The following is a 26,106-nucleotide window of genomic DNA, read 5'->3' on the forward strand; positions in this document are numbered from 1 at the left end:
GCACGGCCTGGGGCTGGGGCTAGGCCTCGGCCTTTGCCTCGACATCGGCCTCTGCCTCGATGTCGACGCCGTACGCGCGGGCCAGGGCCTCCAGGTCGTGGTCGTAGCCCTGGCCGACGGCGCGGAAACGCCAGCGCGGGCCGCGGCGGTAGACCTCGGCGAGGAGGAGGGTCCGCTCGCTCGTGGCGGCGTCGAGGGTGGCCTGCGCCGCGGCGGGGGCGTCCGCGCCCGGGGCGAGCGTGATCTGGACGGCTCCGACGTCACCGAAGGCGGCGGCCCCGTCGATGGCCGCGGCGACGGCGACCCGGCGGACGCCGGACGGCAGGGCCGCGAGATCGAGGGAGACGGTCTGCTCGGTCGGGCCGTCGCAGAGCAGCCGGGTGGCTCCGTCAGGGCTCTCGGGCGCACCGTAGAAGACGAAGTCCCCGTCTCCGGCGACCTGTTCGTCCTCGTCGAGGACGAAGGCGACGACATCGATCTCGCAGCCTTCCTGCCGCGCCCAGGAGGCGGTGACGTGCCAGCGGGCGGCGGAGCGGAGGGCGGGCAGGTCGACGACTCCGCCACGGGGGAGCACCTCGGCCTCGGGGGAAGCGGTCGCGGTGGCCGTCTCGGGGGCGGGCCCCTCGAAGACCGGCTCGTGGAAGGTGGGCGAGGCGAGCCAGGCGGGGGCGTGGACCGGCAGCCCCATCGAGCCGACGCGGCCCATCCGGCGGTCCCGCTCGCCGCCGGCCAGGACGACCACGTCGGTGACGCTCGCGGAGAGGTAGATCGCGGCGGCCCCGCCCAGGTCCACGACCCGGCTCCGGGCGGCGGCCGCCTCCTCGTGCGTCCCGCCGAGGACCAGGACCCGCCGCCGGCCGAACGGCCGGAACGCGGGTGTCGGCCTCGGTGCCTGAGCCGGTGTCTGTGCGGGTGTCTGTGCCGGTGCGGGTGCGGGTGCGGGTGCGGGTGCCGGTGTCGGCGTCGTCTGGGGTCGTGGCGCGGTGCGGGGCGCCGGTACGGCGGGGCGCGCGGGTGCGGGCGCGGCGGTGGGCGCGGGGGCCGGGGTGTCCACCACCAGGGGCGGTTCCGGCTCCCGGGGCGGCTCCTCGGTCCGGGGTTCCTGGGCCCGCTCTTCGTGCGGCGTGCCGGGGTGGACGTCCTTCAGGAGGGCGAGGAAGGAGTCCTCGTCGAGGACCGGGACGCCTTCGGCGAGCGCGCGCCGGGCCTTCGCCGAGCCGGACGAGCCGTCGTTGGTGACGAGGACGCTCGTGTGCCGGCTGACCGACGACATCACGTTGAGTCCGGCGGCGACGGCCCGGGCCGTCAACTCGGCCCGGGAGAGGCCGGTTTCGCCGGTGACGGCGACCTTCATGCCCTGGACGAGCGGACCGTCCGGTGCGAGCCGGCCGGGATTCCGGTAGGCGCAGGGGGTCTTCGGGGGCTTGGGCTCGAACCGCGGATCCTGCCGGGGAGGACACGGTACGAGCGGCAGCGGGAGATCGAGCCGAACGGCCTCGGCGAGGGAGGCGCGGAAGACGCCCGCGAGGACACGGGTGTCGTCGAGCGCGTCGTGGGCCCGCGTCTGCGGAACGCCGTAGTGCGCGGCGAGCGAGGCCAGGCCGAGGTCGCCGGTGGGCGGCTCCACGCGCCGGTTGAGCGCCAGGGTGCACAGGCGGTTCGTGACGGGGAGGTGGCGTCGGGCGCGGGCGAACTCGTGGGCGAGGAAGTCGTAGTCGAACTGCGCGTTGTGGGCCACCATGACCCGCCCCCGCAGCAGCGCGCCGACCTGCTCCGCGACCTGGCCGAAGCCGGGCGCGCCCCGCAGCCGTTCCGGGGTGAGCCCGTGGACGTGCACGGGGCCGGGGTCGCAGCCGGGATCCACCAGGGTGCTGAACTCCCCGGTCTGCGTCCCGTCAGGCCCGAAGGTCAGCACCGCGATCGACAGGATCCGGTCGCGGCGGGCGACGAGCCCGGAGGTCTCGACGTCGACGAGGGCCCAGTCGTGGGCGTAGCCGGGGAGGTGCGACACATCGAGTGTGGCAAGTGCGGGAGGCATGACGGCAAGGATGATCCGGACGTGACGGCCGATTCAACCCGAACGCCGATTTGTCCGTGGATGAGTGGTGTGTGCGGCGACTCGGCGAAGCTACGCGCCGGGCCGGCCGGTCGTGGTCGCGGCCGTGGGACCGCTCGCGGGCGTCGCGTCGAGGTTGGCGAGCAGCCGGAGGCTGTCCTCGTCCGCGCTGCCGGGCTCGGGTGTCAGGGTGATCAGCTCCTGGCCCGATCCGTCCGGCAGGACGAAGCGCTCCTGGTGCAACGTGATCACGCCGATCAGGGGGTGTCGGAAGCGCTTGGGGCCGTGGCTGCGCACCCGGACACGGGCGGCTCCCCACAGTTCGCTGAAGCGGCGGCTGCCCATGGACAACTCGCCGATCAGCGCGGCCAGTTCGGCGTCGTCGGGGAACTCGCCCGCCGCTTGCCGGAGATGGGCCACGGTGTCCTCCCGGCACGATTCCCCGTCGAAGTAGGTTCCGCAGCGCTCGGCGTCCAGGAAGATCATCCGTGCGAGATTGCGCTCGGCTGCGGGCATGGAGTCCAGATCGCAGTAGAGCGTGCCGGCCGGCCGGTTGTACGCCAGCATGTCCACGCGGTGGTTGATGATCAGGGCCGGGAAGCCGGGCATCGCGTCGAGCACCTGCCTCAACTGGGGCCGCACCTCTGCGGGGTAGTGGGTGAGCGGCGGCCTGCGGCTGCCCAGCCGGGCCAGCCGGTGCAGATGGGCGCGCGCGGCCTGGTCGAGGCGCAGCGCGCGCGAGAGCGCGTCCAGCACGTGCTCCGAGGGCTGTGTGGCCCGTCCCTGCTCCAGCCTCGTGTAGTAGTCGACGCTCATCCCGGCCAGCTGCGCCAGCTCCTCGCGCCGCAGTCCGGACACCCGCCGGCGGGCGCCCACCGCGACACCGACCGACGCGGGCGTCACCTGTGCCCGGCGGGACTGAAGGAATGCGCCGAGATCGCCGAGATCGTCCATTCCCCCAGTATGTGCGGCGAACGGCCGCGGCGGGGGCGCCGAGGGTGGCCCTGTCAGTCCTAGGAATCAGGATCCGTAGGAACGCGGGACCGGCGGACAAGCGGGTCTCTGGTCGGGTCCGTCGACCGGGCGGACGATCGACGGCATGAAGGCACTCATCGTTCACGCACACCCCGACCCCCACTCGCTCACCACCTCCCTCAAGGACGTGGCCGTGGAGACACTGCTCGCCCAGGGCCACGAAGTCGCGGTCAGCGACCTGTACGCCATGAAGTGGAAGTCCGCCGCCGACTACGACGACTTCGACGCCGTCACGGGCCCGGACTTCATGCGCGCCTCCGGCGAGGCGTACGCGTCCGCCCGGCTCGGCGAGGACATCCGCGCCGAGCAGCGGAAGCTCCAGAAGGCCGACCTGGTGATCCTGCACTATCCGCTGTGGTGGTTCACCATGCCCGCGATCCTCAAGGGCTGGATCGACCGGGTCTTCACCTACGGCTTCGCGTACGGCGCCGAGGTGCCGCGCTACGGCGAGGGGCCGTTCGCCGGCAAGCGGGCCATGGTCGTCACCACCGCCGGAGGCAGGGAGAGCAACTACACCGCGCGAGGGGTGAACGGCCCCATGGAGGACCTGCTGTTCCCCGTGAACCACGGCGTCCTGTGGTTCACGGGCTTCCAGGTGCTGCCGCCCTTCGTGGCCAACCGGGCCGTCGACCTGACCGAGGAGCGCTTCGCCGAACTGGCCGAGCGCTACCGGACCCGCCTCGCGGGCATAGCGACCGCCGAGCCCCTCCCGTACCGCCCGGAGCGGGGCGGTGACTACGACGACACCCTGCAGCTGAAGCCGGGGCGCGGCGCGGAGGGCGCCTCGGGCTTCGGCCTCCATCTGGCGGACCCGGTCTGACCCTCGCGAGACCCGGTGCCGGATCCGGGCTCAAACCCAGGCGTTGCGCAGCGCCTCGTGGTGCGCGGCGAGCCAGGTGGAGAAGTCCTGGAGGGCGGGATCGAGGCCGCGTACGGCGTCGAGGTCCCGGGCGTCGGTGAAGCGCTGCTCGCACTCCGCGTAGTACTGGAACATGTTCCCCGACTCGTCCGCCCCGGGGAATCCCTGGGCCCGCCACTCGTCCGGGGTGAGCGGGCGGTAGCGCACCGGCCGGTCGACCGCGTCGGTGAGCGCCGCCGCCATGTCGGCGACCTTGAGGTGCTCGCCGGCGATGCTGATGGTGGCGGCGACGACGGAGCCACCGAGGCGGAAGAGCGACAGGGCGGTCTTGCCGACGTCCTCCGACGCGATCCCCGAGAGCCGGCTGTCGCCCATCGGATACGTCAGCCACAGCGCGCCGTCGGCGCCGTGCTGAGGGGCGAAGGAGCCGAGCAGGTTCTCCCAGAAGAAGGTGGTGCGGAGGAAGGTGGTCGGCACGCCCGAGTCGGTGAAGTGGTGGTCGGCCTCGGCCTTGCCGTCGAAGTGCGGCACCTTGTAACGGTCCTGGAGGGTGGGCATGCGGGGGTCGTCGAGCGGGATGCACTCCCGGGTGTCCTCCAGGGTGGACCAGATCGCGTGCTGGACCCCCGCGTGCGCCGCGGCCCGGGCCACCGCCTGGGCCTGGACGCCCTCACGTTCGGCGGACATGTGCTCCCAGAAGCTCGTCATGCAGAACGCGCCGTACGCGTGCTCGAAGGCGGCCGGGAGACTGGCCTCGTCGTCCATGTCGGCCTGCACGATCTCGGCGCCCAGCCGCTTCAGCTCCTGGGCCGGCTCCGAATCGGGGTGCCGGGTGACCGCGCGTACGGCGAACTCGGCGTCGCCGTGTTCCGCGAGGGCGGCCCGAGCCAGGCCGCCGCCCTGCCGGCCGGTGGCACCGAATACTGTGATGATCTTCTTCTCGGTCATGACGTCATGCGCCTCCTTCGGCGCGTTCCCGGGCCGAAGCCAGGTATGCGCCGGGGCGCGGCGGATTCCCGGGGATGAGCGGGAGCTCGGTGGGCAGGCGACAATGAGGAAGCCCTTTTGCGTACACCCCGGTGGGCGGTTTGATCATGAGTAGAACCAGCGTGACGGGGCCCGCCACGACCGGGCCCGCCGGGACCGGACCGCCGAACGACCCGGTTCCGCCGAGCCCCACTCCCGCGCCGGGCCCCGGGCCCGGTCCACAGCCGGGTCCGGTCCCCGGACCGGTGCCCGCGCCCGGCGGTCCGGATCCGGTGCCGCCGGCCCCGCCGCGGCCCGGCCCGGACCCGCAGCCGGGCGGCCCCCGCCCCGAACCGAGCCCGCACCCGGGTCCGCTGCCCGGCCCCGTCCCGGCGCCGGAACCCGTGACCTGACCGAAGGGACTGCGACCATGAACACCCATGAGCAGGAGCGACGCGTCGTCGTCGGCGTGGACGGTTCCCCGGCCTCGCACGAGGCCCTGCGCTGGGCGGTGCGGCACGCCCGCCTGATCGGCGGGACGGTGGAGGCCGTCGCCGCCTACGACCTGCCCGGAGCCGTCGGCTGGTCCGCACCGGCCGTCGACGCCGCCTTCGACGCGGAGGCGGCCGGACGCGCCCTGACCGACGAACTGCGCGACGAACTCTCCCAGACGTCCGGCATCCCCCTGAACGAGCACGTGGTCCGCGGAAACCCGGCCCAGGTGCTGATCGAGGCGTCCAAGGGCGCGGAACTCCTGGTGGTCGGCAGCCGGGGCCGCGGCGGCTTCTCCAGTCTGCTGCTCGGCTCCGTCAGCCAGCAGTGCGCCGTGCACGCCTCGTGCCCGGTCGTGATCGTCCGCACCGGTACGACCGACCTGGAGGCGGGAGCGGCCTGAGGTCGCCGTTCACGACTGCGCTCACGACTGCGCGCGCTCCGGTGCCGCGGGGAGGCGGCTCCGGAGCGTGCGGATGATGGCCGCGGAGAACGCGTCCAGGTCGCCGGGACGGCGGGAGGTGATCAGCGGGAAGCCGCCGCTGGTGTCGATCACGACCTGTTTGTCGCGCCAGGTGCCGCCGCCGTTCTCGATGTCGGTGCGCAGCGAGGGATACGAGGTCAGCTCGCGGCCCCGGGCGACCTCGCTGTCCACCAGCAGCCACGGGCCGTGACACACCGCGGCCACCGGCTTGCCGGCCTTCGCGAACGCGCTGACCAGGCGCTGGGCGTTCTGATCGGTGCGCAGCCGGTCGGCGTTGAGCGTGCCGCCGGGGACGACGACCGCGTCGTACTCCTGCGCCACGACCTCGGCCATGGCGGTGTCCGCGCCCACGACGGTGCCGGGCCGCCGGTCCGAGACCAGGGTCAGGATCGGCGCGGCCCGCTGGGCGGCGACCGTGACGGCCGCCCCCGCTTCGCGCAGGGCCGCCGCGGGCCGCGTGAGTTCGTCCTGCTCGACTCCGTAATTGGTGGTGAGGACGAGGACGTTCATTCCGTCGAGGGTCATGGTGCAGCGCTCCTTCGGCGCCCCGGAGGCCTCAGTGCCCCAGGGAGCGCTTGAGTTCGGCCTTGTTCATGTGCGAACGGCCGTGGATGTCGCGACGCTGCGCCTCCGCGTACAGCTGGTCGTAGGTCGGCCCCTTCGCCCCGCTGTGCGAGCGCTGCCCGCCGCGCCGGGAGGACGACATGTCCTGCGTGGAGCTCCTGCTCGCCGTCTCGGACTCGCCGGCCCTGGCCCGTTCCTTGTTCACGGTGCGCGAGGCGATCTCCTTCGCGCGCTTCTCGCTCTCGCCCCGCTTCAGGGCGCTCTGCTTGATGTGCTCGTACTGCCGTTCACGCTTGGCACTCGATCCACGGGGCATGATCCCGCTCCTTTCGCCACAAGCCCCCGTCCGGCCGCTGCCCGTGCCGCGAAGGTTCATGCGGGCCGATCGCGTGCTGACCGGACGGCGGCCACCAAGCTCGGCAAGCCCGTCACCCACTGGTCGACCCGCAGACTCGCCCACCACGATTCTCGCCTCGGCCACAAGCCTGGCGCACCAGGACGAGCCGGCCGAGGAGCGGGAAGCCCCGTGCCGGTGGCCTCGGCACAGTGGCGACGGTTCTCAGGGAGGTGGCGCAACGGGACATATGCGCCTGACTCGCCGCCGGCATCACACGAGAATCGCTGACGGGCCATCTCCGACGGTCTGTGCGTCGGCTTCAGTGCGCTGCCGGGTAGACCCGCAGGCGATCTCCCGGGACTTCGCCGAGGCGGACATCGAATCCTGGTTTGTGGCGCCGCCTCTTCCCGAATACGTCTCCGACAGTACGCGCAGGCTCGGAGCCTCAACCGGGTTGACCCCTTCGGCCCAGGGCCGCGTGGCGCGGAGGACGCCCGGATGCGATTGACGGCTTACTAGGGAGGGCCGCCGGGTCCGCCGTATACGGCCGTGAATTCTGTCGGAGGCGTGAGCCGTGACGCAGAGCGAGACGACGTTCGATCACATCCCCTCAAGGACCCAGCTGACGCGGGTGGAGGTCGCGGGCGCCCGACCTGGCGACGCTGTCGCACTCGGCGAGATCGTGGTCGCCTTCGGCGTCGCCTCGCTCGTGGTCAGCAGCGCCGCGCAGCCGAGCGGAGACACCGGGGCGACGAGGTGACCACCGCGCAGACCCGCCGCGAGCGCGCGGTCAGGACGCTGACCCTCTGGTTGCGTCCCGCCTTCGTCCTGCGCGTCGTCAGCCGCTTCCAGAGGGCCGTGGGATTCGACCGTGCGATGTCCCTGGCGTCCAGCGCTCTGACCGCGTTGGTCTCGCTCGCCATCGTCTCCAGCTCGGTCCTGTCCCTCTTCCGGCACACTGACACGGCGGAGCGGATCATCAAACGCTACTCCCTCACCGGCGGCGGCGCGGACGCGGTCACGGCCGTCTTCTCCGCGCCCGAGGACACCAGTGCGGGAATCGTCGGATCGCTGCTCCTCATCGTCTCCCTGCTGAGCTTCACCCGAGTGGTTCAGCGGTTCTTCGAGCAGACATGGGAGCTCAAGCCACTCAGTGTGCGCAACACGCTCAACGGCCTGCTGTGGATCGGCGTGTTGGCCGGGTACATGGCCGCCGCCGGCTGGATCCGCGCCGCCGCCGGACGCGCTCCCCTGGAAGTCGGGGCCTCCCTTCTCACCGCCCCGCTCACAGCCGTGTTCCTGATCGCCACCGGTCGGCTCCTGAGCGCTCGGCGACTCACCTGGCGGGACCTGCTGCCGTTCGCGGCGGCCGCCGCTGCCGCGGAAGCCGGCTTCGCCGTGGGCGCGACCGCGTACCTGCCCCGCTACTTCAGTTCCTCCGCGACCCGGTACGGGCCGGTCGGGGCCGTCTTCGCGATGATCTCCGCACTCTTCGTCGTCATGCTGGTCATCGTCGCGTGCGGCGCTCTCGGCCGGGAAGTCGGAGTCGAACTCGACCGCATCCGCCGCGGCGAGCGGCCCCCTGACAACGAGGTCCGCCAGGAGTGGGACATCGTTCTCGACCAGGTCCGGCTGCGCTGGAACAGCAGGCGCACGCGGCCGGACAGACGTCAGGACGATGGAACGCCCGGTTCTTCCTGAGACCCCGACCTGGTTCGGGTCACCGGCAGGACTGGCGCGTACGCGAGCAGGACCGGCCAGGACGTCCACGCGGTCCCGAGCAGGCCACCCGGCCCGGCCCATGCCGGGAGCGCGCCGAGCCATGCTCCGGAGCACGGGAGCGGCCTCACGCCGCCCTGGCCCGTGGGCGCCCTTCCCGACCTCACCATGGGCCGGCCCGCGGAGGCGGTCTCCAGGCTGCGCGCACTCGCTCCGTGGGCAGCGGACCGACTGCGTGGACCGGCCACCGACGCCCGCCAGGAAGACGCGGACGATCCACCTGACAGTGGGCCCGCGATCGAGTCGCCCGCCGAGCGAAGATGTCGAGTCGTGGGCATGGGCGCGTCCCCGCCCGTCGGAGGTAGTGATGTCCGAACTCGTCATCATCGGCTACGACGACCCGGGCGTGACGGAACAGGCGTTCGCCACGGTGCAAGACCTGCAACGCGACTACGTCGTGCATCTGAACGCTCTGGCGGTCGTGTCCGTGGACGCCGACGGCACGACCCATGTCGACACGGCGATCCGCATCGTCGGGGCCTCCGCCGCCTCCGGAGCCCTGTGGGGCACGATCTTCGGAATCCCGTTCCTGCTGCCCGGGGTCGGGCTCTTGACGGGAGCGGCTGGCGGCGGGTTGATCGGCAAGCTCGGCAAGTCCGGGTCGACGACCAGTTCCGCGGACAGGTGCGGGACCTGCTGAAGCCGGGATCTGCGGCGGTCGTGATCACGGCGTCGAAGATCCTCGCGAAACTGCGGCAGCCCCGCCCCTACCCGGCCCTGTCGCTCGTGGAGGAGACCGGCCCTTTGGACGAGGGCGTGCTGACCGTCCAGGGTGGCGGGCTCGCACAAGGACCGGCCGAAGCGGTGCGCCAGGGGCGGTCCCGACGAGGTGTGGCGGGGCGCGAAGGACGGCCGGGACGGCTCCTGGCGGTCGAGGAGCGCTACCGCGCCGTTGTGCGCGACCACGGCGACCACCTGGAACCCGCGGATTCCTCTGATCTCGACTCGCGTGACGACATCGTGGACGAGATCATCGAACAGGCCCCTGGAGACCGGCGCCGAGGTCCGGTTCGTACCCGACGACACGCTGACCGGCCAGGAGCGGATCGCCGGAGTGCTGCGGCACTGAACACGGCCACGGCTACGGCCGCACCACAGGAAGGACACCGTGAACCCCACACCGGCACGCACACACCGGTCGGTCCGCGCACGAGCGGCGACCGCGGCCGCCGCAGCCGTCATCACCGCGCTCTCCCTCACGACACTCGTGGCGTGTGGGTCCGACGGCGACGACACGGGCGGCCCAACCTTCAGCGAGCGCCCCACGGCACCGGACACCGGCTCCTTCTCGGGCGTCCCGCCGTCCTCGCTGGCCTCGTCCGCCGCCGAGGCCGTCGAGTCCGCCCGCGCGTCCGCCTCGTCCGCCGCCGCCTCGGCGTCCGCGCGGGAAGCCTCGCGCAAGGCGTCGATCGGGGCCGAGATCGAGCGATCGCGCCAAGCGGCCGAGGCCGTCTTGAAAAACGTGGACGGCCGGGGGAACGCCCTGGCCGAGGTCGCGCTGACCGGCAAGCCCCGTGCCCAGACGGGCGGTCTGCTGACCGCCGTCGTGACCATCACCAACAAGACCGATGCCACGGCCTCCTACGCCGTCCAGGTCGACTTCTCGGACTCTGCCGGGAAGGTCGTCGAGACCCAGTTCGTCGGTGAGGAAGACCTCGCCCCCGGGGAGCGCCGGCAACGCCAGGTCATCAGCCGGCAACCGGCCGAGCCCGTACTCACGGCGCAACTCGCCAAGGCACAGCGGTACTGACCGCCACCCCTCAAGGAGAACCCGAATGTCCGAACTCATCGTCATCGGATACGAGGACCGCGCCGTCGCCGACAAGGCGTTCGCAGCGGTGCAGCGGCTCCGGGACGACCACGTCGTCGAACTCAACGGACTCGCCGTCGTCTCGGTGGACGAAGACGGCAAGACCCACGTGGACACGCCCGCCAAGAGCGAGGGGAAGGTCGCCCTCTCGGCCACGGCCGGCGCTTTGTGGGGCATGGTCTTCGGCATGTTGATCCTCACCCCGGGGATCGGCGTGGTGGGTGCCGCCGTCGGGGGACTGATCGGCAAACTCAACCAGATGGGCGTCGACAGCAAGTTCCGTGAGAAGGTCCAGGAACTCCTCCGGCCCGGCTCGTCGGCCGTCGTGATCATGGCATCCAAGGTCACCGAGGACAGGTTCGCCACAGCGATGGGCCCCTTTGGCGGAACCGTCCTCAAGACCTCTCTCCCGGAGGAGAGTGAGCGGGAGCTCGCGGAGCAGCTCGCCGGTCCCGAAACGGCCGGGTGATCCGGAAGCGTGACAGTTCGGCTGCTCGTGAGCCCGACGAGTTGAAGGCTCCGAACCGCGAGTTCAAGTTCGATGCACCCTTCGCCCCCCCGGTACCCCTCCCGGCGGCCCGCGGGTGTCTCGGCCAGACGGCCGGGCCCCTGCCGCGGGGCAGGGGAGTGACGGCCAGCCCGTGTCCACCGGCCCGTCCTCGTCCCGCCGCCGTCCGTCGGGTTCCACGCGGCGAAGCTCATGTTGTACCGTGCCCGGCCGCCTTCGCCGTCTTCAACGAGGAGTCAAGGGGCCGTGTCGTCCGCAGTCATGAGGAACAGCGTCTCGCCTCGGTCGGTGCTGGCGATCGGCCAGAGTCCGTTGCGGGTGCCGAGGCTCAACTCCGTGAGCCCGAGCAGCAGGCATGGGTCCTGGTCCGGGTCGAGGTCTTCCCAGGAGGCCTCGGACCAGGGGCGGACTGTGTCCCGTATGTCCTGGCCCAGATTCCTGCGTTCGGTCGCGGGGTGATGCGGGTACAGGTGGCCGTTGAGCCGGATGGGAGCGTATGCGTCCACGAGGGTCTGGTAGTCGGTCGGGAGCCGGATGCCGAGTTCTTCGTGGAGCCGGTCCCAGGCGGCGGGGTCCGCGTAGCGGTTCTGGGCCGGGCCGACCATCGCCGTGGCGGCGGCGATGCCGGCGAAGGCCAGGAAGCGTTCGGCCTCGCGCTCGTGGCGACGGTGCTTACGGCAGTCCCGAACCTCGGTGATGATCCTCTCGTTCGTCGCCCAGGCGGCCCGCGGGCTGGGTCGGCCCGCCGTGTCGCAGCGCGAGATCGACCGGTCGGAGAACATCGTCGAGCGGTTCATGATCCGCTGGCGCGGGGAGCCGGACCCCCGGCACGTCAAGGCCGTCGACACGTACTGGATGTCCGCCGCCGAGCACGGCATGAACGCCTCCACCTTCACCGCCCGCGTGGTGGCCAGCACCGGCGCCGACGTCCCGGCCTCTCTCTCCGCCGCCATCGGTGCGATGTCCGGGCCGCTGCACGGCGGGGCCCCCTCCCGCGTGCTCCACATGCTGGACGAGGTCGAAGCCGCCGGCGACGCCCGTCGTTACGTCAAGAACCTGCTCGACAGCGGCAAGCGTCTGATGGGCTTCGGTCACCCTGTGTACCGCGCCGAGGACCCGCGGGCCCGGCTCCTGCGCCGCACAGCGAAGGAGCTCGACGCGCCGCGCTACGAGGCCGCCGCCGCCCTGGAGGCCGCCGCTCTCGCAGAGCTCCGGGAACGCAAGCCGGACCGTGTGCTCGCCACCAACGTCGAGTTCTGGGCGGCCGTCGTCCTCGACTTCGCCGAGATCCCTGCCGAACTGTTCACCCCGATGTTCACCTGTGCCCGCACCGCTGGCTGGAGCGCTCACATCCTGGAGCAGAAGCGCCTGGGCAAGATCATTCGCCCCTCCGCCGCATACGTGGGTGACATCGACATCCGTCCCGCTGAGGTCGCGGGCTGGGACCGGGCGGTCAAGCGCCAGGGCAACCGCGTCTTCGGCGGCTGACCCCGCGGGGCGGTCCCCAGGACCGCCCCTCCCCGGCATTCATGAGGAAGTCGGGTCGGGCAGCCACTCCAGGCGCTGACCGTGCGGGCCGGTGCGGGCGAGCGGATGCTCGTTCAGGGCGAGGGTGAACAGCAGACGGTCGGGACGGGGACCGAGCGGCAGCCGACGATCCACGGCCGGGAGGATGCCAGGAGCCTCGTTGGAGATCCAGGGGCAGCCCAGCTCCCGCATGGTGGCGGTGAAGGCCTCGCGCTCCTCGGGCGGCAGGTAGGCGAGGACCGCGCTGTGGAGGACGACCGGGGTGGCTCCCGCCGGAGCGGCGGCGAACAGGTCGCGGATGGTCTCGTTGAGGTCGCCGCGGACCAGCGTCGGGGGCTCGGCGCACGCGATCCGCATGGCATCCCGCAGCCGGGCCAGGCGCTGGTGCTGCTCGGGCCAGACCAAGCACTCCAGCCAGCGCGCGTCCTCGGGATCGGTTACGTCGAGCGGGTTCAGGTCGACACCGGCTCGCCAGACGACCTCCGGCAGCCGGGCGGGCAGCGGAGCGGCGCCGGTCGTGTCGCATACCAGGACGACCGCGCTGTCCGAGGGGCCGAGCGTGGCACCCCCGTCGTAGCGGTAGCGGTAACGGTCGGGGTAGAGGCAGAGCCCGGCCGAGGCACCGACCTCGATGAGCGCCAGCGGCTGGGGCAGGCGGGCCAGCACGGGAAGCAGGACGGAACATCGGCCCGGCTCGTTGGTCTGGGTCCGCCGCTCAAGCATCGTGGAGCGGACCCGACCCCAGTGGACGAGGGTCCACTCCTGGAAGGCGGCGAGGTCATCGACCGGACCACCTAGAAAACGCACCGCGGCCAGCAGCAGATTGGGCTGCCGCTTGGCAGGCGGGAGTTGGTCGATCAGCGCCAACAGGCCCGGAACCTCGGCGATCGCGGCGGTCAGCCGCTCGTATGTCGGGGAATGACCCCGCGCCTCCATCGTCGCGAATCTCCGGTATCGCTCCGCCGTGTCCACCACCGCTCCCCCTCCTCGCCGGCCGAACGGCAGCTTAAGCCACCGGAAACGGCATGCCCGGGGCCGGTGACCGATCCGGCCGACGATGTCGCCCTGTTCCACGAAGTTCTCGCCCAGGCCCGTTGAGGTCGAGATACAGGTTGAGATGCCCGACTGAGGCGACGGGCCTTCCCGCAGGCGAAGACGGGCCCGACGCCCGCGGCGGTGTCCCGCACCCTCAACGTGCCGTCGGCCGTGGAGCCGTAAGGCACCGTCCGTGTCACTGGCTGTGATGCGCCACGGCCTCGGGTCTCCCCGGCACCCGAATCGACGATGCCACTCGGTGGAGGGCGGTCCGGCAAGACCACCCCTGGCATGCCGTCAGCCCACCACATTCCCGACGATGCTTCAGACCAGGCCAGACAGCCCCCACGATCACAGGGGGTCGAGAAGCACCGAGCTGCCCAGCCAGCGACACGCGATCAGCGCGAGTTCGAGGTCCAGGCGGTCCTCGTCGATCGGCCGGCCGCGCTCCTCGACGGCCTTCTCGATCCGGTACTTCACCGTGTTCTTGTGCAGATGCAGGCGCTGGGAGGCCGCGAGGTAGCTGCCCTTCTCGGTGATGAAGACCAGCATCGTCTCACGCAGCCGCTCGGCGCTCTCGGTGTCCACGGCCAGCCCGCCGAGCGCGATGGCGACGAGGCGCCGGGCTCCGTCGAGGTCCCCGACCAGCAGGGACGTGGCCCGCACCCCGGCGTCGCCGTACGACGTGACCCGCGACGAGCGCTCCTGGGCCGCCCATGCGACCTGCTGGGCCCGCAGCGCCTCAAGATGAGTGACCCGGAACCCGTCCGGCCCCGACGCCGGCGTTCCAAGAGCCACACGTACCCGGGGGTCCAGGTCGGCGAGAGCGGCCTCCAGCTCGCCCGCGTCGGGCGCGGTGTCCCCGGGACCAGGGGTGAACCACACCCAGCAGGTGGTTCGGTCCTTCGGCCACAACAGCGGGCTGCCCTGCCCGCCGACCGCCTTCGAGAGCCGGAAGGCGACGTTCTCCAGGACATCGAGGTCGGCATCCCGTGACGACGGGTCGGAGATCCACAGCAGGGCCCCCAGGTGGCACTGCCGGAGCCGGTGCCCGAGGCCGGACTCGGCCATGGCGACGTCGACCGGCTCCCCTGCGATGAGACGTCCGAGGATCTCGGCGCGGACCGTGCTGCGACGGGCCAACCAGCGCTCGCGCTCCTGCTGGTACTCGGCGATCACCTGCTCGGAGACCGAGTCGATGTAGCGGTGGGTGATCTGGGAAAGCGCGTGGTACGACTCCAGCGCGAGACGTCCGTCGGGCTCGCCGTCCGCGATGAGCGCGTACGCCCAGTCCAGCACCATGCGCTGTCCGAGCCGGTAGGCGCGCACCAGCGCGTTGGGGGACACGCCGTGCTGGGCGAGCCTGCGCGCGTACTCCCGGGCCCCGGTCGGCGTGGTCACGTCGTCCACGTCCACGACGTGGCGGAGTACCTGGACCACGGTCTCCAGGTTGCTCCTGACACTGACCGCCAGCAGCTCGACGAGGACTCTGTCGCCGCGCAGGTCGAGGATCCGTCCCGTCATCTCGTCCTGCAGGACCCGGGTGAGCTCGGGCAGGTCGCGGGCGAGCCGTTCGCCGAGTTCGGTGATCCGGGCGGTGACGCGGGGGTCGGCCATGGTGCCTCCTACGGCCAGTCTGGCATCCGGCAACCACCGGGATCCGTTCTTCTCATGCTGGCAGGCCGATCCACTCGCGCCCGCGGTGCCCGGGGAACGAAGCCGTGATGGTTCTTTGGTCTCCGGGGACAGTGATCGCCCGCACACGCGCTCGTACCGTCATCGGCCAGAGCCGTCCGACAAAGGAGTCCCACCCATGGCTGATCTCGGCTATCTCCCGTGGCACCGACCTGCGGTGTACGACGACCTGCCGTGCGTCCGTGACGACCGGCACGACCTTACCTATGCCGAGTTCGCCGCGTGGGTCGACGCGGTGGCCGAGCAGTTCGCGGAATACGGCGTCGGCCCCGGTTCCGTGGTGGCGGTCATGCTGCCGAACCGGGTCGAGCTCCTCGTCTCGCTGGTCGCGGCCTGGCGCCTCGGAGCGGCCGTGACCCCGATCAATCCGGTTTTCACCGCGAACGAGGCCGACTACCAGATCGCCGACGCCGACGCGGCCCTCGTGGTGAACCTCGGCCCCGAGGCGCCGAGCGCGGGCCGGACCAGCCTTGCCGTCGACGACCTCCGCCGGGCGGCGGCCGGCACCGTCGCGCTCCCGGAGCACTCCACGAAGCCGGACCACCTGGCCCTGCTCATCTACACCAGCGGCTCCACCGGCCGGCCGAAGGGCGTGATGCTCGACCACGCCCATCTGGATGCGATGGCGTCCATGATGGCCGGGGGTTTTGGCGTCACCGGCCAGGACCACTGTCTGCTGGTCCTTCCGCTGTTCCACGTCAACGCGATCTGCGTCAGCTTCCTCACACCGATGACCGTGGGCGGGCGGCTGAGCCTGCTGGAGCGCTTCCACCCCGAGCGCTTCCTCGACGCGGTGCGGACGCTGCGGCCGACGTACTTCTCAGCCGTGCCGACCATCTACGCCCACCTGGTGTCCCTGCCAGAGGACGTCGCTGTGGACACTTCCTCCGTCCGTGTCGCCATCTGCGGTGCGGCTCCGGCGTCGAAGGAGCTGCTCGAGGCGGCCGAGAGCCGGTTCGGTTTCCCCGTCGTCGAGGGCTATGGCCTGACGGAGGGCACCTGCGCCAGCACCGTCAACCCGCTCCAGGGCGTGCGCAAGCCGGGGACCGTCGGCCTGCCGCTCCCCGGGCAGGCGGTCCGGATCATGGCACCGGACGGCTCCTTCCTCCCGGCCGGTCAGCGCGGCGAGGTCGTCATCCAGGGGCCCAACGTCATGCGGGGCTACCTCAACCGGCCCGAGGCCACCGAGGAGACCCTGCGCGACGGCTGGCTGCACACCGGCGATGTCGGCGTCCTCGACGAGGACGGCTATCTGCGCATCGTGGACCGGATCAAGGACATGATCATCCGCGGCGGCGAGAACATCTACCCCAAGGAGATCGAGGCCGTCCTGCACGGCTGCCCCGGCGTCCTCGAGGCGGCCGTCGTGGGCTCCCCTCATCCGGTGTACGGCGAGGTCCCGGCCGCCTATGTCACGGCCTATCCCGACACCGCGCTCGATCTCGACGCGCTGACCGAGCACTGCCGCACCCACCTGACCAAGGTCAAGGTCCCGGCCGTGATCCACCGCGTGGACGCGCTGCCGAGGAACCCCGTCGGCAAGATCGACAAACCCGCGCTGCGCGCGCGTGGCAGCCACATCCCCGCCCCCTCCACGACGGGAGCCTGACATGCCGTTCCTCACTCCCACCGTCCCGCCGTACGCGCCCCAGGAGTTCATGGCCCGCCCGCGCGCGGAGCGGATCCGGCTGCTGACCGCCTTCTGGGCCGAGAACGGCTTCGGCACCCCGCGGATGGTGCACACGATCTACATCGTGAAGCTCGTCCTCTTCTACGCGCTGGGCGGCGTCCTCGCCGCCACCCTCACGTCTCACGTCGGTTCGCCGCTCGACATCGCCGGCTGGTGGGACGAACCGGTCGTCTACCAGAAGCTCGTGCTGTGGACGGTGCTGCTTGAGCTGTTCGGCCTCGCCGGCACCTGGGGCCCGCTCGCGGGCCATTTCAAGCCGATGACCGGCGGCGCGGCGTACTGGCTGCGGCCCGGCACCATCCGGCTGCCTCCCTGGCCCGGCAAGGTCCCGTTCACCCGAGGCGACCGCCGTACCGGCTTCGACGTCCTGCTGTACGCCGCGGCGCTGGGCTCCCTCGCGCTCGCGCTCGTGCTGCCCGGCGTGCACAGCGCCGCACTGACCGCGGCACGGCCGGAGGCCACCGGCGGTCTGGTCCGCCCCGCGCTGATGGCGCTCCCGCTGGTCCTGATCGTGCTCTGCGGCCTGCGCGACAAGGTGCTCCTCCTGGCCGCCCGCGGCGAACAGTACCTGCCCATCATGCTGTTCTCGGCGACGCTGCCGTTCACCGATCTCGTCATCGCGGCCAAGCTGCTCATCGTCGTGGTCATGGTGGGCGCCGCGGTCTCGAAGTTCGGCAAGCACTTCGTCAACGTCATTCCGCCGATGGTCTCCAACGCCCCGTGGCGGCCGAAGTCCGTCAAGCGGGCCCACTACCGCAGCGTCGGCGGCGGGGACCTGAAGCCCTCCCGGCTCTCCTGGTTCATGGCCCACATCCTGGGCACCACCGCCGAGCTCGTCGTGCCACCAGTGCTGCTGTTCAGCACCGACCGGGAGCTGACCCTGGTGGCCGTGGCCTGCATGGTGGCCCTCCACCTGTTCATCGTGTCCACCTTCCCGCTCGCGGTGCCGCTGGAGTGGAACATCCTGTTCTGCTACATCTACCTGTTCCTGTTCGTCGGGCACCCGATCGGCGAGGGCTACGGCGTGCTCGACTTCTCCCAGCCGTGGATGCTGCCGGCCATCATCGCGGGCCTGCTGTTCTTCCCGGTGCTGGGCAACCTGCGCCCCGACCTGGTCTCCTTCCTGCCCTCGATGCGTCAGTACGCCGGCAACTGGGCGTCGGCGACCTGGGCCTTCGCGCCGGGCGCCGAGGCGAAGCTCAACCGGCTGAAGAAGCCGGCGAAGAACCAGATCGACCAGCTCGTGGCGTTCGGCTACGAGCCTGACGTGGCCACCATGACGATGGAGCTGGCGATGGCCTGGCGCGCGATGCACAGCCAGGGCCGCGGCCTGCTCTCCACCCTGCAGCGCTACCTCGGCGACACCTACGAGTCGTACACGCTCCGCGAGGCCGAGTTCGGCTGTAACACTGTCGTCGGCTGGAACTTCGGCGACGGACACCTCCACGACGACCAGCTGATCGAGGCCATCCAGAAGCGGGTGGGATTCGCACCGGGCGAGTTCGTGATCGTCTGGGTGGAGTCCCAGCCGATCCACAAGAAGACCCAGGAGTACTTCGTGATGGACGCGGCGCTGGGCATCGTCGAGCGCGGTACCTGGTTGGTGGGCGACTGCGTCGAGCAGCAGCCCTGGCTCCCGAACGGCCCGATTCCGTCGAACGTCACCTGGCGGCACCCCGAGTACCACCCCGCCGCGCGCCGACGGGAGCCGGAGACGGCTGCGGGGACGGGAGCGACGTCGTGACGACGGCGCTCGTGATCGGCGGCGGGCCCAACGGGCTCGCCGCCGGGGCCCTCCTCGCCAAGGCGGGCCTCGAGGTCACCCTCCTGGAGGCCGCCGACGAGACCGGCGGCGGCACCCGCAGCCACGAGGCCATCCTTCCGGGCCTGCTGCACGACCACTGCTCGGCCATCCATCCCATGGCCGTCACCTCCCCCGCGCTGCGCTCGCTGGAGCTGGAACGCCACGGACTGCGCTGGCTGCTGCCGGACATCGACTGCGTCCACCCGCTGGACGACGGAACGGCAGGCGTCCTGCTGCGCTCGGTGGCCGAGACCGCCCGCGGGCTCGGCGCCGACGGCGGCCGCTACCGGGCGCTCCTTGAACCCTCGGTACGGCACTGGGACGCCCTCGCGGAAGACACGATGGGCCCGCTGCTGCGCGTCCCCGGCCACCCGCTGCTCCTCGCGCGCTTCGGCATCCCGACCGTCCTGCCCGCCGGCCTGCTCGCGCGTCTGTTCCGGACCCCGCAGGCGCGGGCCCTGTGGGCGGGTGTGGCCGCGCACGCGTTCCGTCCGCTGTCCGACCCGCTCAGCTCGGCCATCGGCCTCGGCATCCTCACCGCCGGCCACGCCGCGGGCTGGGCCGTCTCCGAAGGCGGATCACAGGCCATCGCACGTGGCATGGAACGGGTGCTGCGCGCACACGGCGGCGAGATCCACACCGGCGTCCGCGTCACCGACCACGCGCAGATCCCGCCCGCGGACGTCACCGTCCTGGACCTCGACCCCGCCCAGGTCGCCGCCCTCTACGGCGACCGGCTGCCGCCCCGGGTACGGGCCGCCTACCAGCGGTTCCGCCGCGGCCCCGGCGCGTACAAGGTGGACCTCGCGGTCGAGGGCGGCGTGCCGTGGACGAACGAGGACGCGCGCCGCGCGGGCACCGTCCACCTCGGCGGCACCCTCGCCGAGATCGCCCACACCGAGCGGGAGATCGCCGCGGGGCGCATGCCCGAGCGCCCCTTCGTCCTGGTCGGCCAGCAGTACCTCGCCGACCCCTCGCGCTCGGTCGGCGACGTCCACCCGGTGTGGACGTACGCCCACGTCCCGCACGGCTACGACGGAGACGCCACGGGCGCGATCATCCGCCAGATCGAACGGTTCGCCCCTGGCGTACGAGAACGCATCCTGGGCATGCGCGTCACCCGGCCCGCCGACTTCGCCGCGGACAACCCGAACTTCGCGGGCGGCGACATCCTCACCGGCTCCAAGGCACCGCGCCAGCTCCTGCTCGGCCCCCGCCCAGCACTCGACCCGTACGCCACCGGCATCCCCGGCGTCTACATCTGCTCCGCCGCCACCCCACCCGGCCCCGGCGCCCACGGCATGTGCGGCGCGGGCGCCGCCGCATCCGCACTCCGCCACCTCGGCATCCGCACCGAGGCCTGTCCTTCGGCGTGATCGACCCAGCCGGGCCGCTCGGGCGGGGCACTGCTCCCGGCGGGCTCCGCGGCGCTGGTGAGGGGGGCGGTCATGGGCGCGGACGAGGTGGCTCAGCCCTGAGCGGTCCAATGGCGGTCGAGAGGTTCACCCACGCCCACGAGCGCACGGTGCCGTTCAGCGCGTTGCGCAGGGCGGACGCAGCCCGGTGGAGGGTGGCCTGACCCCGCTTCGTCCCTCTCTGGGCGGCGTCCCGGTCGTCGACGTGCTTCCGCCGCAGATGCGCCCCGCTGTAGTCCCGGGTGCGGAGCGCCGACGCACGGGCAGCTCGCTCACCGGAGTGTCGTGACGGTCGCGGCGGTGGTGAGAACCGCCGCCAGGCACACCACGGCCGCGGTGCGTGCCGCGGTGTGCGGCACAGCGTGCGGCGTGGCGAGGCGGTCCCGGTGCCACCGGCTGCGGATGGCCAGCAGGGTCGCCGTCAGAAGCCGGATCCAGCGGCCTCTTGGGGCTGCCGAGGGCGACCACCGGCCGTGGCCCGGTGCCGCGAGGGTCGTTCCGCAGCAAGCGGATGTCTGCCCCGGGGGGCGCCACCCATCAGGAATCAGGCGCCGTGCGCCTTGAAGGACCACAGGGGGTAGCCCCAGCCGGTCCCGCGCTGCGTGCCGTACATCCGGACGCGTACCGACCGGAGCCCGGCAGACCGGTCAGATTCTCGACCCCGACGGCGCCACTCGCACGGTGAGACCTGGTCGAGCAGGTCGAAGACGTCGTGACGGGCGGGTGTGTGGCGGTCGGTTAGGGAGGCGGTGGGCGGCTCTCTTTCTGCGCTTGACCGCGCGTTCCACGACAGTTCAGACTGCCCCTGCTTGCGCCCGGGGGGCCGGACAGGGCAGCGATGATGCTGTGTGAACGGGGGAGTGGATGGAAGCCCGACCGCAGTCCGCACGCGAGCTGAAGTTCCGGCAACTGGCCGGCGAGCTGCGGCGGAGGGTGCTCGACGGCACCTGGCCCCAGGGCAGCAAGCTGCCCACGGAGCAGTCGCTGGCGGCCGAGACGGGGCTTTCGGTGACGACGGTCCGGCGCGCCTACGAGGTGCTGGTCGAGCAGCGGCTGATCGAGCGGCGCCAGGGCGCCGGGACCTTCGCCGCGGTACGGCCGGGCGAAGCCCGCTCGTCCGGCCGGGTGGTGGGGGTTCTGGTGCCGACGACGTCGTTGTACTACCCGCGGGTTCTCCAGGGCGTGGAGATGACGCTGGCGTCGGCCGGCGCGCGTATGGTGCTCGCCTGCTCGCAGTACGACCAGGGCGTCGAACGCGAAGCGATCGAACGTCTCGTGGGGTCCGGCGTCGACGGGCTCCTTCTGGTGCCTCTCCTGCATGAGTTGGCCGATCCGTTGGAGCGCGCCGCCGAGTTGATGCGGCTGCCCGTGCCGGTGATGCTGATGGAGCGGAGGCTCACCGCGGCCGGGTCGCGTGACACCACCGAGCATGTGTGCACGGATCACGAGAGCGGTGCCTATGACGCCGTGCGGCACCTGTACGACCTCGGGCATCGCAGGATCGCTCTGGTGCTGCGCGGCGACGGTCCGCACGCAGCGGCGATCACGAGCGGCTTCGACGAGGCGGTGGCGGAGCTGGGTCTGCCGGAGACCGTCCCGGTCAGCGAGTCCACGGACGACTGGGACGCCGAGCAGGCCGACATGGCCGTCGACGTGCTCCGGGCCGACGGGGCGACCGCTGCACTGTGCTTCGGTGACCGGGAGGCCGCCCTGCTGCTCGGGGCCGCGCGCCGGGCCGGTGTGCGGGTGCCAGGGGACCTAGCGCTGGTCAGTTACGACAACGAGTTCGCGGACGTGGCCGAGATACCGCTCACCGCTGTCTCCCCACCGAAGCACCGCCTGGGACGGCTTGCCGCGGAGATCCTGCTGCAGCGGCTCGCCGACGACGGAACCGGTCCCGTGCACCAGGTGCGGTTGCGGCCGAGGCTCGTGGTGCGGGCCTCCTGCGGTGGCACGTCTCCCTGGTCGTCGCGCGGTTCTTGTTGATTCCTCTTCTCCCCCCTCAGCAGCATGGGCCGCCGTCCCCAGGGAATCACGGAGGAACTCCCCATGCCCCGAAGAGCACGACCACGCCTACCCCGAAGGCTCGCCGCGACGGTGGCCTGTCTCGCCATGTCCGCTCCCCTGAACACGGCGACAGTGGCTACCGCGTACGCGGACACCGGCGCGCTCACCCTCTCCACGCCGGAGATGACCGTCCAGGTCGACCCGGCCTTCCCGGCCGTCCAGCACTACACATGGACGGCCGACGGATCGGTCCTGCAGGGCCGCACCACCGGCGCCGGCCAGATCGTCGTCAACGGCAAGGCGTACACCCCCGCCGTGCGGAGCACGGCCGACGCCGACGGCGTCGACTACGTGCTCCAGATCGAAGAGCTGAGCCTGACGCTCCGGGCGCGGCTGTCCGTCAGCGGTCATGTGCTGACGTTCCTGGTCACGGGCATCGAGGAGAACGGCACCGAGAAGGTCCGCACGCTGGCCATCCCCGACCAGGGCCTGATCTCCGCGAACGCCGACCAGCCCGGCGCCGAACTCGCCGACGCGCGACTGTCGTTCAGCGGTGCCTACGAATCCGAGACCGACATCGACCGGCACACCGCGCTCGTCGACGCCCCGCTCGACACGACCCCGCGCGGCACCAGCTACGCGATCCTCACCACGGGCCGGCTCGCCGCCTCCGTCGAGACCAACTCGCTCGAGGACCAGTCGCGTCTGCTCGTCCGTACCACGCAGACCGACGGAACGAAGTCGACGTCGGTGTCCAGCGGCACCTGGACCTGGCGGCCGGAGCCCGTCGCCGGCCAGGACCCCGAGCCCACCGAACTGCCCTACGCCAAGGTCGTCCTCACCGGCGACCGCAACGCCGACGCGGCCGTGGACTGGCAGGACGGCGCGATGGCGTACCGGGAGATCATGTACCGCCCGCTGGGCGCCGAGAAGACCAGGAACTACGTGGTCTCCAACATCGAGTACAACACCAACAGCTTCGCCAGCCACCCCTTCACGCGCGTTCTCGACGACATCAAGAAGGGCAGTCTGCTCACCGACGGGATCGGTCAGCTCGTCCAGCTGAAGGGCTACCAGGCCGAGGGCCACGACAATGGACACCCCGACTACGGCGGGCACCCGAACGAGGGCGCGGGCGGCCGGAAGGACCTCGCACTCCTCGTCGAGAAGGCCAAGAAGTACGGTGCCGCCGTCGGCGTGCACATCAACTCCACCGAGGCATATCCGGACGCGAAGAACTTCCGCTGGGACATGACCAACGGCGAGAAGGACACCGGCTGGATCTACCGGGACGTCTCCTACCGCATCAACCGCGACAAAGACGTCCAGTCGGGCGCCTTCGCCAAGCGCCTCGACGCTCTGGCCTCCGACGTACCGGGCCTGTCGTTCATCTACAACGACGTGTACTTCGGCCGCGGCTACAACGCCTACCAGTTGGCCCGGCTCCAGCACCGCAACGGCTGGATGGTGCACACCGAGTTCGAGGACTTCCTCGACCGGGACACGCTCTGGTACCACCGTGCGGGACAGTACGAGGGCAACGGCGTCCGGTCGCGGATCGTCCGCTTCATCCAGAACACCGACCGCGACATCTGGTACCGCAAGGACGCGACCCTCCTGAAGGGCCTGTCGAACCTGTCGTACGGCGGCTGGATGGGGCAGACCGACCTCAACGCCTGGCAGCGGAAGGTCTTCACCAACAACCTGCCGACGAAGTTCATGCAGCACTTCCCGATCACCAGGTGGACGGACCACAGGGTCGACTTCACCGACGGGGTGTACTCGACGGACACGACCGGGACCTGGCAGCTCTTCCAGGGCGACACCAAGCTCGCCGAGGGCGACAAGCTGTTCCTGCCCTGGGACCCGAAGAAGCAGGACAAGATCTACCACTGGAACGACGCGGGCGGCACCACCACATGGAAGCTCCCTCCCGCCTGGCGGAGCCTCGACTCCGTGGTCCTCTATCGCCTCACGGACACCGGCCGCCAGGACCGCACCGTCCTGAAGGTCGAGGACGGCGCGGTCACGATCACGGCCGACGCCCGCACCGCGTACGTCCTCTACCGGCACAACGCCGCGCACCAGAAGACCGTCTGGGGCGAGGGGGCGATCGTCAAGGACGGCTCCTTCAGCAGCCACACCTTCGCGCAGTGGTCGCGGGAGGGTGACGCCCGGATCGACACCAGCGCCAAGGGATGGCAGTTCGCACGCTTCGACGGCCCGGAGGCCGGCCGGCTGACGCAGACCCTGAAGGGGCTGACGCCCGGCACCTACGCGGCCTCCGCGTACGTCAGGGTCACGGGCGGCCGTACCGCCACGCTCGCGGTGGACGCCCACGGCGGCGCACCGGTGAGCCGGTCCACCGACACCTCGCCCGCCGACCTGAAGGACCCGGTCAACGTCTGGGCGGGCACCCGGTTCCAGAAGGCGACCGTCACCTTCACCGTGCCGGAGGGGCACAGCATCGCTGTGCTCAGTCTGTCGGGCGCGGCGGGCACAGACGGTACCGCGGCCGACTTCGCCGATGTGCGGGTCACCCCCACGAAGGTCTCCCCGAAGGCCGCGGAGCACTACTTCTACGAGGATTTCGAAGCGGCTGACCGCGCCTGGGGCCCGTTCGTCAACAGCGAGGGCTCGGGCAGCGACAACCCGCACAGCCATCGCGCGGAGCGCCATGAGGGCTACACCCGGGACACCGTCAGCGGCGACTTCTCGTTCAAGTCCTTCCGGATCGGCAGAGGCGAGGTGTGGCGGACCGTTCCGCAGACGCTGGAGTTCAAGCCGGGCCGCACCTACCGTGTCGGGCTGAGGTACCAGTCGGACACGGCGGGCCAGTACCGTCTGCAGGCCCGCTCGGGCGGCGCGGGAGCGGAGGACCATGTCCTGGTAGACGACCCGCTGCCCGCCACGACCGACCGCGCGCTGGACAGCTGGCCGTCCGCAGGCGATTCCCAGCCCGCGGGCTGGGACGACAGTGCGCCTCCCCAGGGCAGCGCGCCCAGCAAGGAGTACGGCACGGTGTTCTCCACCGGCGCTGAGGCGTGCGGCGACGCCTACCTGGCGCTGACCTCGGCCGGCGGCAGGGGCGCCGTGACCGTGGACGAGCTGGTGGTCGACGACCTCGGCCCGGCGCCTGAGACCGCCGCCGGGTGCCCGCGGACGGGCGCCCTGACCCTGTCGGTCGACGGGGTCAAGGCGAGCCCCGGCCTTGAGCTCCCCGTCACGGCGACCTTCACCAACCACGGCGCCGCCCCGGCCACCGACGTCGAGGTGAAGCTGACGGCGCCCGCCGGGTTCACGCTGAAGCCGTCCTCACCCACCACCGCCCGGACCGTGGCGCCCGGCGAGACGCTGAAAATCTCGTACACCCTGCTGGCCCCGGCCGACCTCAGGCCCGGCTCGTACGCCATCACGGGTGAGGTGACGTCCGGGTACCTCGGCCTGTCCGCCACCGCCCTGAGCTACCAGACGTTCACGGTCGACTGCCGGCCCGGTATCCGCTGCGAGGCGGAGGACGCGGTGCTGAGCGGTGCGTCGGTGGAAACGCTGGCGCGAGGGCAGAGCGGCGACGGCTACGTCAACTATCCGTCCGGATCGGGAAGCTTCATCGAATGGACCGTGAACGCGGCCGAGGCCGGCGACCACACCCTGGCGATCCACTACGCCCTGCTGTCCGGCGTCCGGCCGCTCACCTTGTCGGTCAACGGCCGCACGATCGGCACGAGCGCCTACCCGGTCACCGGATCGTGGTCCACCTGGTCCGACGCGACGGCGACGGTGCCCCTGAAGGCGGGGGCCAATACCGTCCGGCTCACGGCGGCCGAGAACGACGGACCGAACATCGACTACCTCATGGTCAGGCCAGACGGTAACGGCTGAGCCCCGACCCCCGCACACCGACGGCCCGTGCCCGGCAGTCTTCGCTGCCCGGCGCGGGCCCCTGCCGTTCGCCTGGCCCGACGACACCGCACGCCTGCCGCATCAAGTCGATCGAATGATACAAATTGATCTGACAGGGGCCGCGCACCGCGGCGATTCGC

Annotated in this window: 20 protein-coding genes and 1 pseudogene; 13 read left to right on the plus strand and 8 right to left on the minus strand. The window is 71.5% G+C overall.

The genetic code is table 11. The annotated features are described in order from the left end of the window. Positions 1-19 precede the first annotated feature (19 nt). Together AB0M18_RS26275 and AB0M18_RS26280 are read right to left on the minus strand one after the other, a co-directional pair. Positions 20-2,038 (minus strand): TerD family protein, encoded by a 2,019-nt coding sequence (locus AB0M18_RS26275; RefSeq protein WP_365762109.1) that lies wholly within the window; start codon positions 2,036-2,038, stop codon positions 20-22. 90 nt (positions 2,039-2,128) lie between these two features. Then, positions 2,129-3,010, minus strand: a complete 882-nt coding sequence (locus AB0M18_RS26280; protein WP_365762111.1) for a helix-turn-helix transcriptional regulator — start codon at positions 3,008-3,010, stop codon at positions 2,129-2,131. Between the two features lie 145 nt (positions 3,011-3,155). Between AB0M18_RS26280 and AB0M18_RS26285 the strand changes: the two genes are divergently transcribed. After that, positions 3,156-3,911, plus strand: a complete 756-nt coding sequence (locus AB0M18_RS26285) for an NAD(P)H-dependent oxidoreductase (RefSeq protein WP_365762113.1) — start codon at positions 3,156-3,158, stop codon at positions 3,909-3,911. A 30-nt stretch (positions 3,912-3,941) separates the two neighbouring features. Here the strand turns inward: AB0M18_RS26285 and AB0M18_RS26290 are convergent, their stop codons facing one another. Continuing rightward, entirely contained in the window at positions 3,942-4,898 is a 957-nt protein-coding gene (locus AB0M18_RS26290; RefSeq protein ID WP_365762115.1) for an NmrA/HSCARG family protein, read from the minus strand. A gap of 448 nt (positions 4,899-5,346) precedes the next feature. Here AB0M18_RS26290 and AB0M18_RS26295 point away from each other — a divergent pair, with 448 nt between their 5' ends. Beyond that, positions 5,347-5,811 carry a universal stress protein gene (locus AB0M18_RS26295; protein WP_365762117.1) on the plus strand — a complete coding sequence of 155 codons (465 nt, stop codon included), beginning with the start codon at positions 5,347-5,349 and terminating at the stop codon, positions 5,809-5,811. A 21-nt stretch (positions 5,812-5,832) separates the two neighbouring features. Here the strand turns inward: AB0M18_RS26295 and AB0M18_RS26300 are convergent, their stop codons facing one another. Both AB0M18_RS26300 and AB0M18_RS26305 read right to left on the minus strand, forming a co-directional pair. Further along, positions 5,833-6,417, minus strand: coding sequence for a DJ-1/PfpI/YhbO family deglycase/protease (locus AB0M18_RS26300; RefSeq protein ID WP_365762119.1), 585 nt, complete (start codon positions 6,415-6,417; stop codon positions 5,833-5,835). Between the two features lie 31 nt (positions 6,418-6,448). Beyond that, complete coding sequence (locus AB0M18_RS26305) at positions 6,449-6,772, minus strand: plasmid stabilization protein (RefSeq protein ID WP_365762121.1); 324 nt, start codon at positions 6,770-6,772, stop codon at positions 6,449-6,451. 595 nt (positions 6,773-7,367) lie between these two features. Here AB0M18_RS26305 and AB0M18_RS26310 point away from each other — a divergent pair. The 5 genes from AB0M18_RS26310 to AB0M18_RS26330 all read left to right on the plus strand — a co-directional run bounded on the left by AB0M18_RS26310 (position 7,368) and on the right by AB0M18_RS26330 (position 10,851). After that, positions 7,368-7,553 carry a hypothetical protein gene (locus tag AB0M18_RS26310; RefSeq protein ID WP_365762123.1) on the plus strand — a complete coding sequence of 62 codons (186 nt, stop codon included), beginning with the start codon at positions 7,368-7,370 and terminating at the stop codon, positions 7,551-7,553. After that, positions 7,550-8,494, plus strand: a complete 945-nt coding sequence (locus tag AB0M18_RS26315; protein WP_365762125.1) for a YhjD/YihY/BrkB family envelope integrity protein — start codon at positions 7,550-7,552, stop codon at positions 8,492-8,494. The genes AB0M18_RS26310 and AB0M18_RS26315 overlap by 4 nt, the downstream gene beginning before the upstream one ends. Before the next feature lie 385 nt (positions 8,495-8,879). Beyond that, positions 8,880-9,212: a DUF1269 domain-containing protein gene (locus AB0M18_RS26320; protein WP_365762127.1), complete on the plus strand. Its 333-nt coding sequence runs from the start codon at positions 8,880-8,882 to the stop codon at positions 9,210-9,212. Positions 9,213-9,680: 468 nt separating this feature from the next. Next, the gene (locus tag AB0M18_RS26325; RefSeq protein WP_365762129.1) at positions 9,681-10,322 is read left to right on the plus strand and encodes an FxLYD domain-containing protein; all 642 of its coding nucleotides are present in this window, start codon (positions 9,681-9,683) and stop codon (positions 10,320-10,322) included. A 25-nt stretch (positions 10,323-10,347) separates the two neighbouring features. Next, positions 10,348-10,851, plus strand: coding sequence for a DUF1269 domain-containing protein (locus AB0M18_RS26330; RefSeq protein ID WP_365762131.1), 504 nt, complete (start codon positions 10,348-10,350; stop codon positions 10,849-10,851). A 275-nt stretch (positions 10,852-11,126) separates the two neighbouring features. Here AB0M18_RS26330 and AB0M18_RS26335 read toward each other — a convergent pair whose 3' ends face one another. Then, complete coding sequence (locus tag AB0M18_RS26335; protein WP_365762299.1) at positions 11,127-11,672, minus strand: hypothetical protein; 546 nt, start codon at positions 11,670-11,672, stop codon at positions 11,127-11,129. Here AB0M18_RS26335 and AB0M18_RS26340 point away from each other — a divergent pair. Next, positions 11,575-12,378: pseudogene (locus tag AB0M18_RS26340) on the plus strand (citrate synthase 2); the annotation flags it as partial. The gene AB0M18_RS26335 and the pseudogene AB0M18_RS26340 sit on opposite strands and share 98 nt — an antisense overlap. Before the next feature lie 39 nt (positions 12,379-12,417). Here the strand turns inward: AB0M18_RS26340 and AB0M18_RS26345 are convergent. Continuing rightward, on the minus strand, positions 12,418-13,392 hold the full coding sequence (locus tag AB0M18_RS26345) for a DUF2332 domain-containing protein (RefSeq protein ID WP_365762133.1): 975 nt from the start codon (positions 13,390-13,392) through the stop codon (positions 12,418-12,420). 411 nt (positions 13,393-13,803) lie between these two features. Further along, positions 13,804-15,069 (minus strand): helix-turn-helix domain-containing protein, encoded by a 1,266-nt coding sequence (locus tag AB0M18_RS26350; RefSeq protein WP_365762135.1) that lies wholly within the window; start codon positions 15,067-15,069, stop codon positions 13,804-13,806. 196 nt (positions 15,070-15,265) lie between these two features. On the opposite strand from AB0M18_RS26350, the gene AB0M18_RS26355 reads away from it, so the two are divergent. From AB0M18_RS26355 to AB0M18_RS26375, 5 genes are all read left to right on the plus strand, one after another. After that, a complete protein-coding gene (locus AB0M18_RS26355) occupies positions 15,266-16,756 on the plus strand; it encodes an AMP-binding protein (RefSeq protein ID WP_365762137.1) in 1,491 nt (496 codons plus the stop codon). Position 16,757: 1 nt separating this feature from the next. Then, positions 16,758-18,581 (plus strand): DUF3556 domain-containing protein, encoded by a 1,824-nt coding sequence (locus AB0M18_RS26360; protein WP_365762139.1) that lies wholly within the window; start codon positions 16,758-16,760, stop codon positions 18,579-18,581. After that, the gene (locus tag AB0M18_RS26365; RefSeq protein WP_365762141.1) at positions 18,578-20,017 is read left to right on the plus strand and encodes an NAD(P)/FAD-dependent oxidoreductase; all 1,440 of its coding nucleotides are present in this window, start codon (positions 18,578-18,580) and stop codon (positions 20,015-20,017) included. Before AB0M18_RS26360 ends, AB0M18_RS26365 begins: the two co-directional genes overlap by 4 nt. A 903-nt stretch (positions 20,018-20,920) precedes the next feature. Further along, entirely contained in the window at positions 20,921-22,042 is a 1,122-nt protein-coding gene (locus AB0M18_RS26370) for a substrate-binding domain-containing protein (protein ID WP_365762143.1), read from the plus strand. Between the two features lie 126 nt (positions 22,043-22,168). Next, the gene (locus tag AB0M18_RS26375; protein ID WP_365762145.1) at positions 22,169-25,945 is read left to right on the plus strand and encodes an endo-alpha-N-acetylgalactosaminidase family protein; all 3,777 of its coding nucleotides are present in this window, start codon (positions 22,169-22,171) and stop codon (positions 25,943-25,945) included. Positions 25,946-26,106: the final 161 nt, after the last annotated feature.

This window comes from Streptomyces sp. NPDC051909 (assembly GCF_040681095.1).
Lineage (GTDB): Bacteria > Actinomycetota > Actinomycetes > Streptomycetales > Streptomycetaceae > Streptomyces.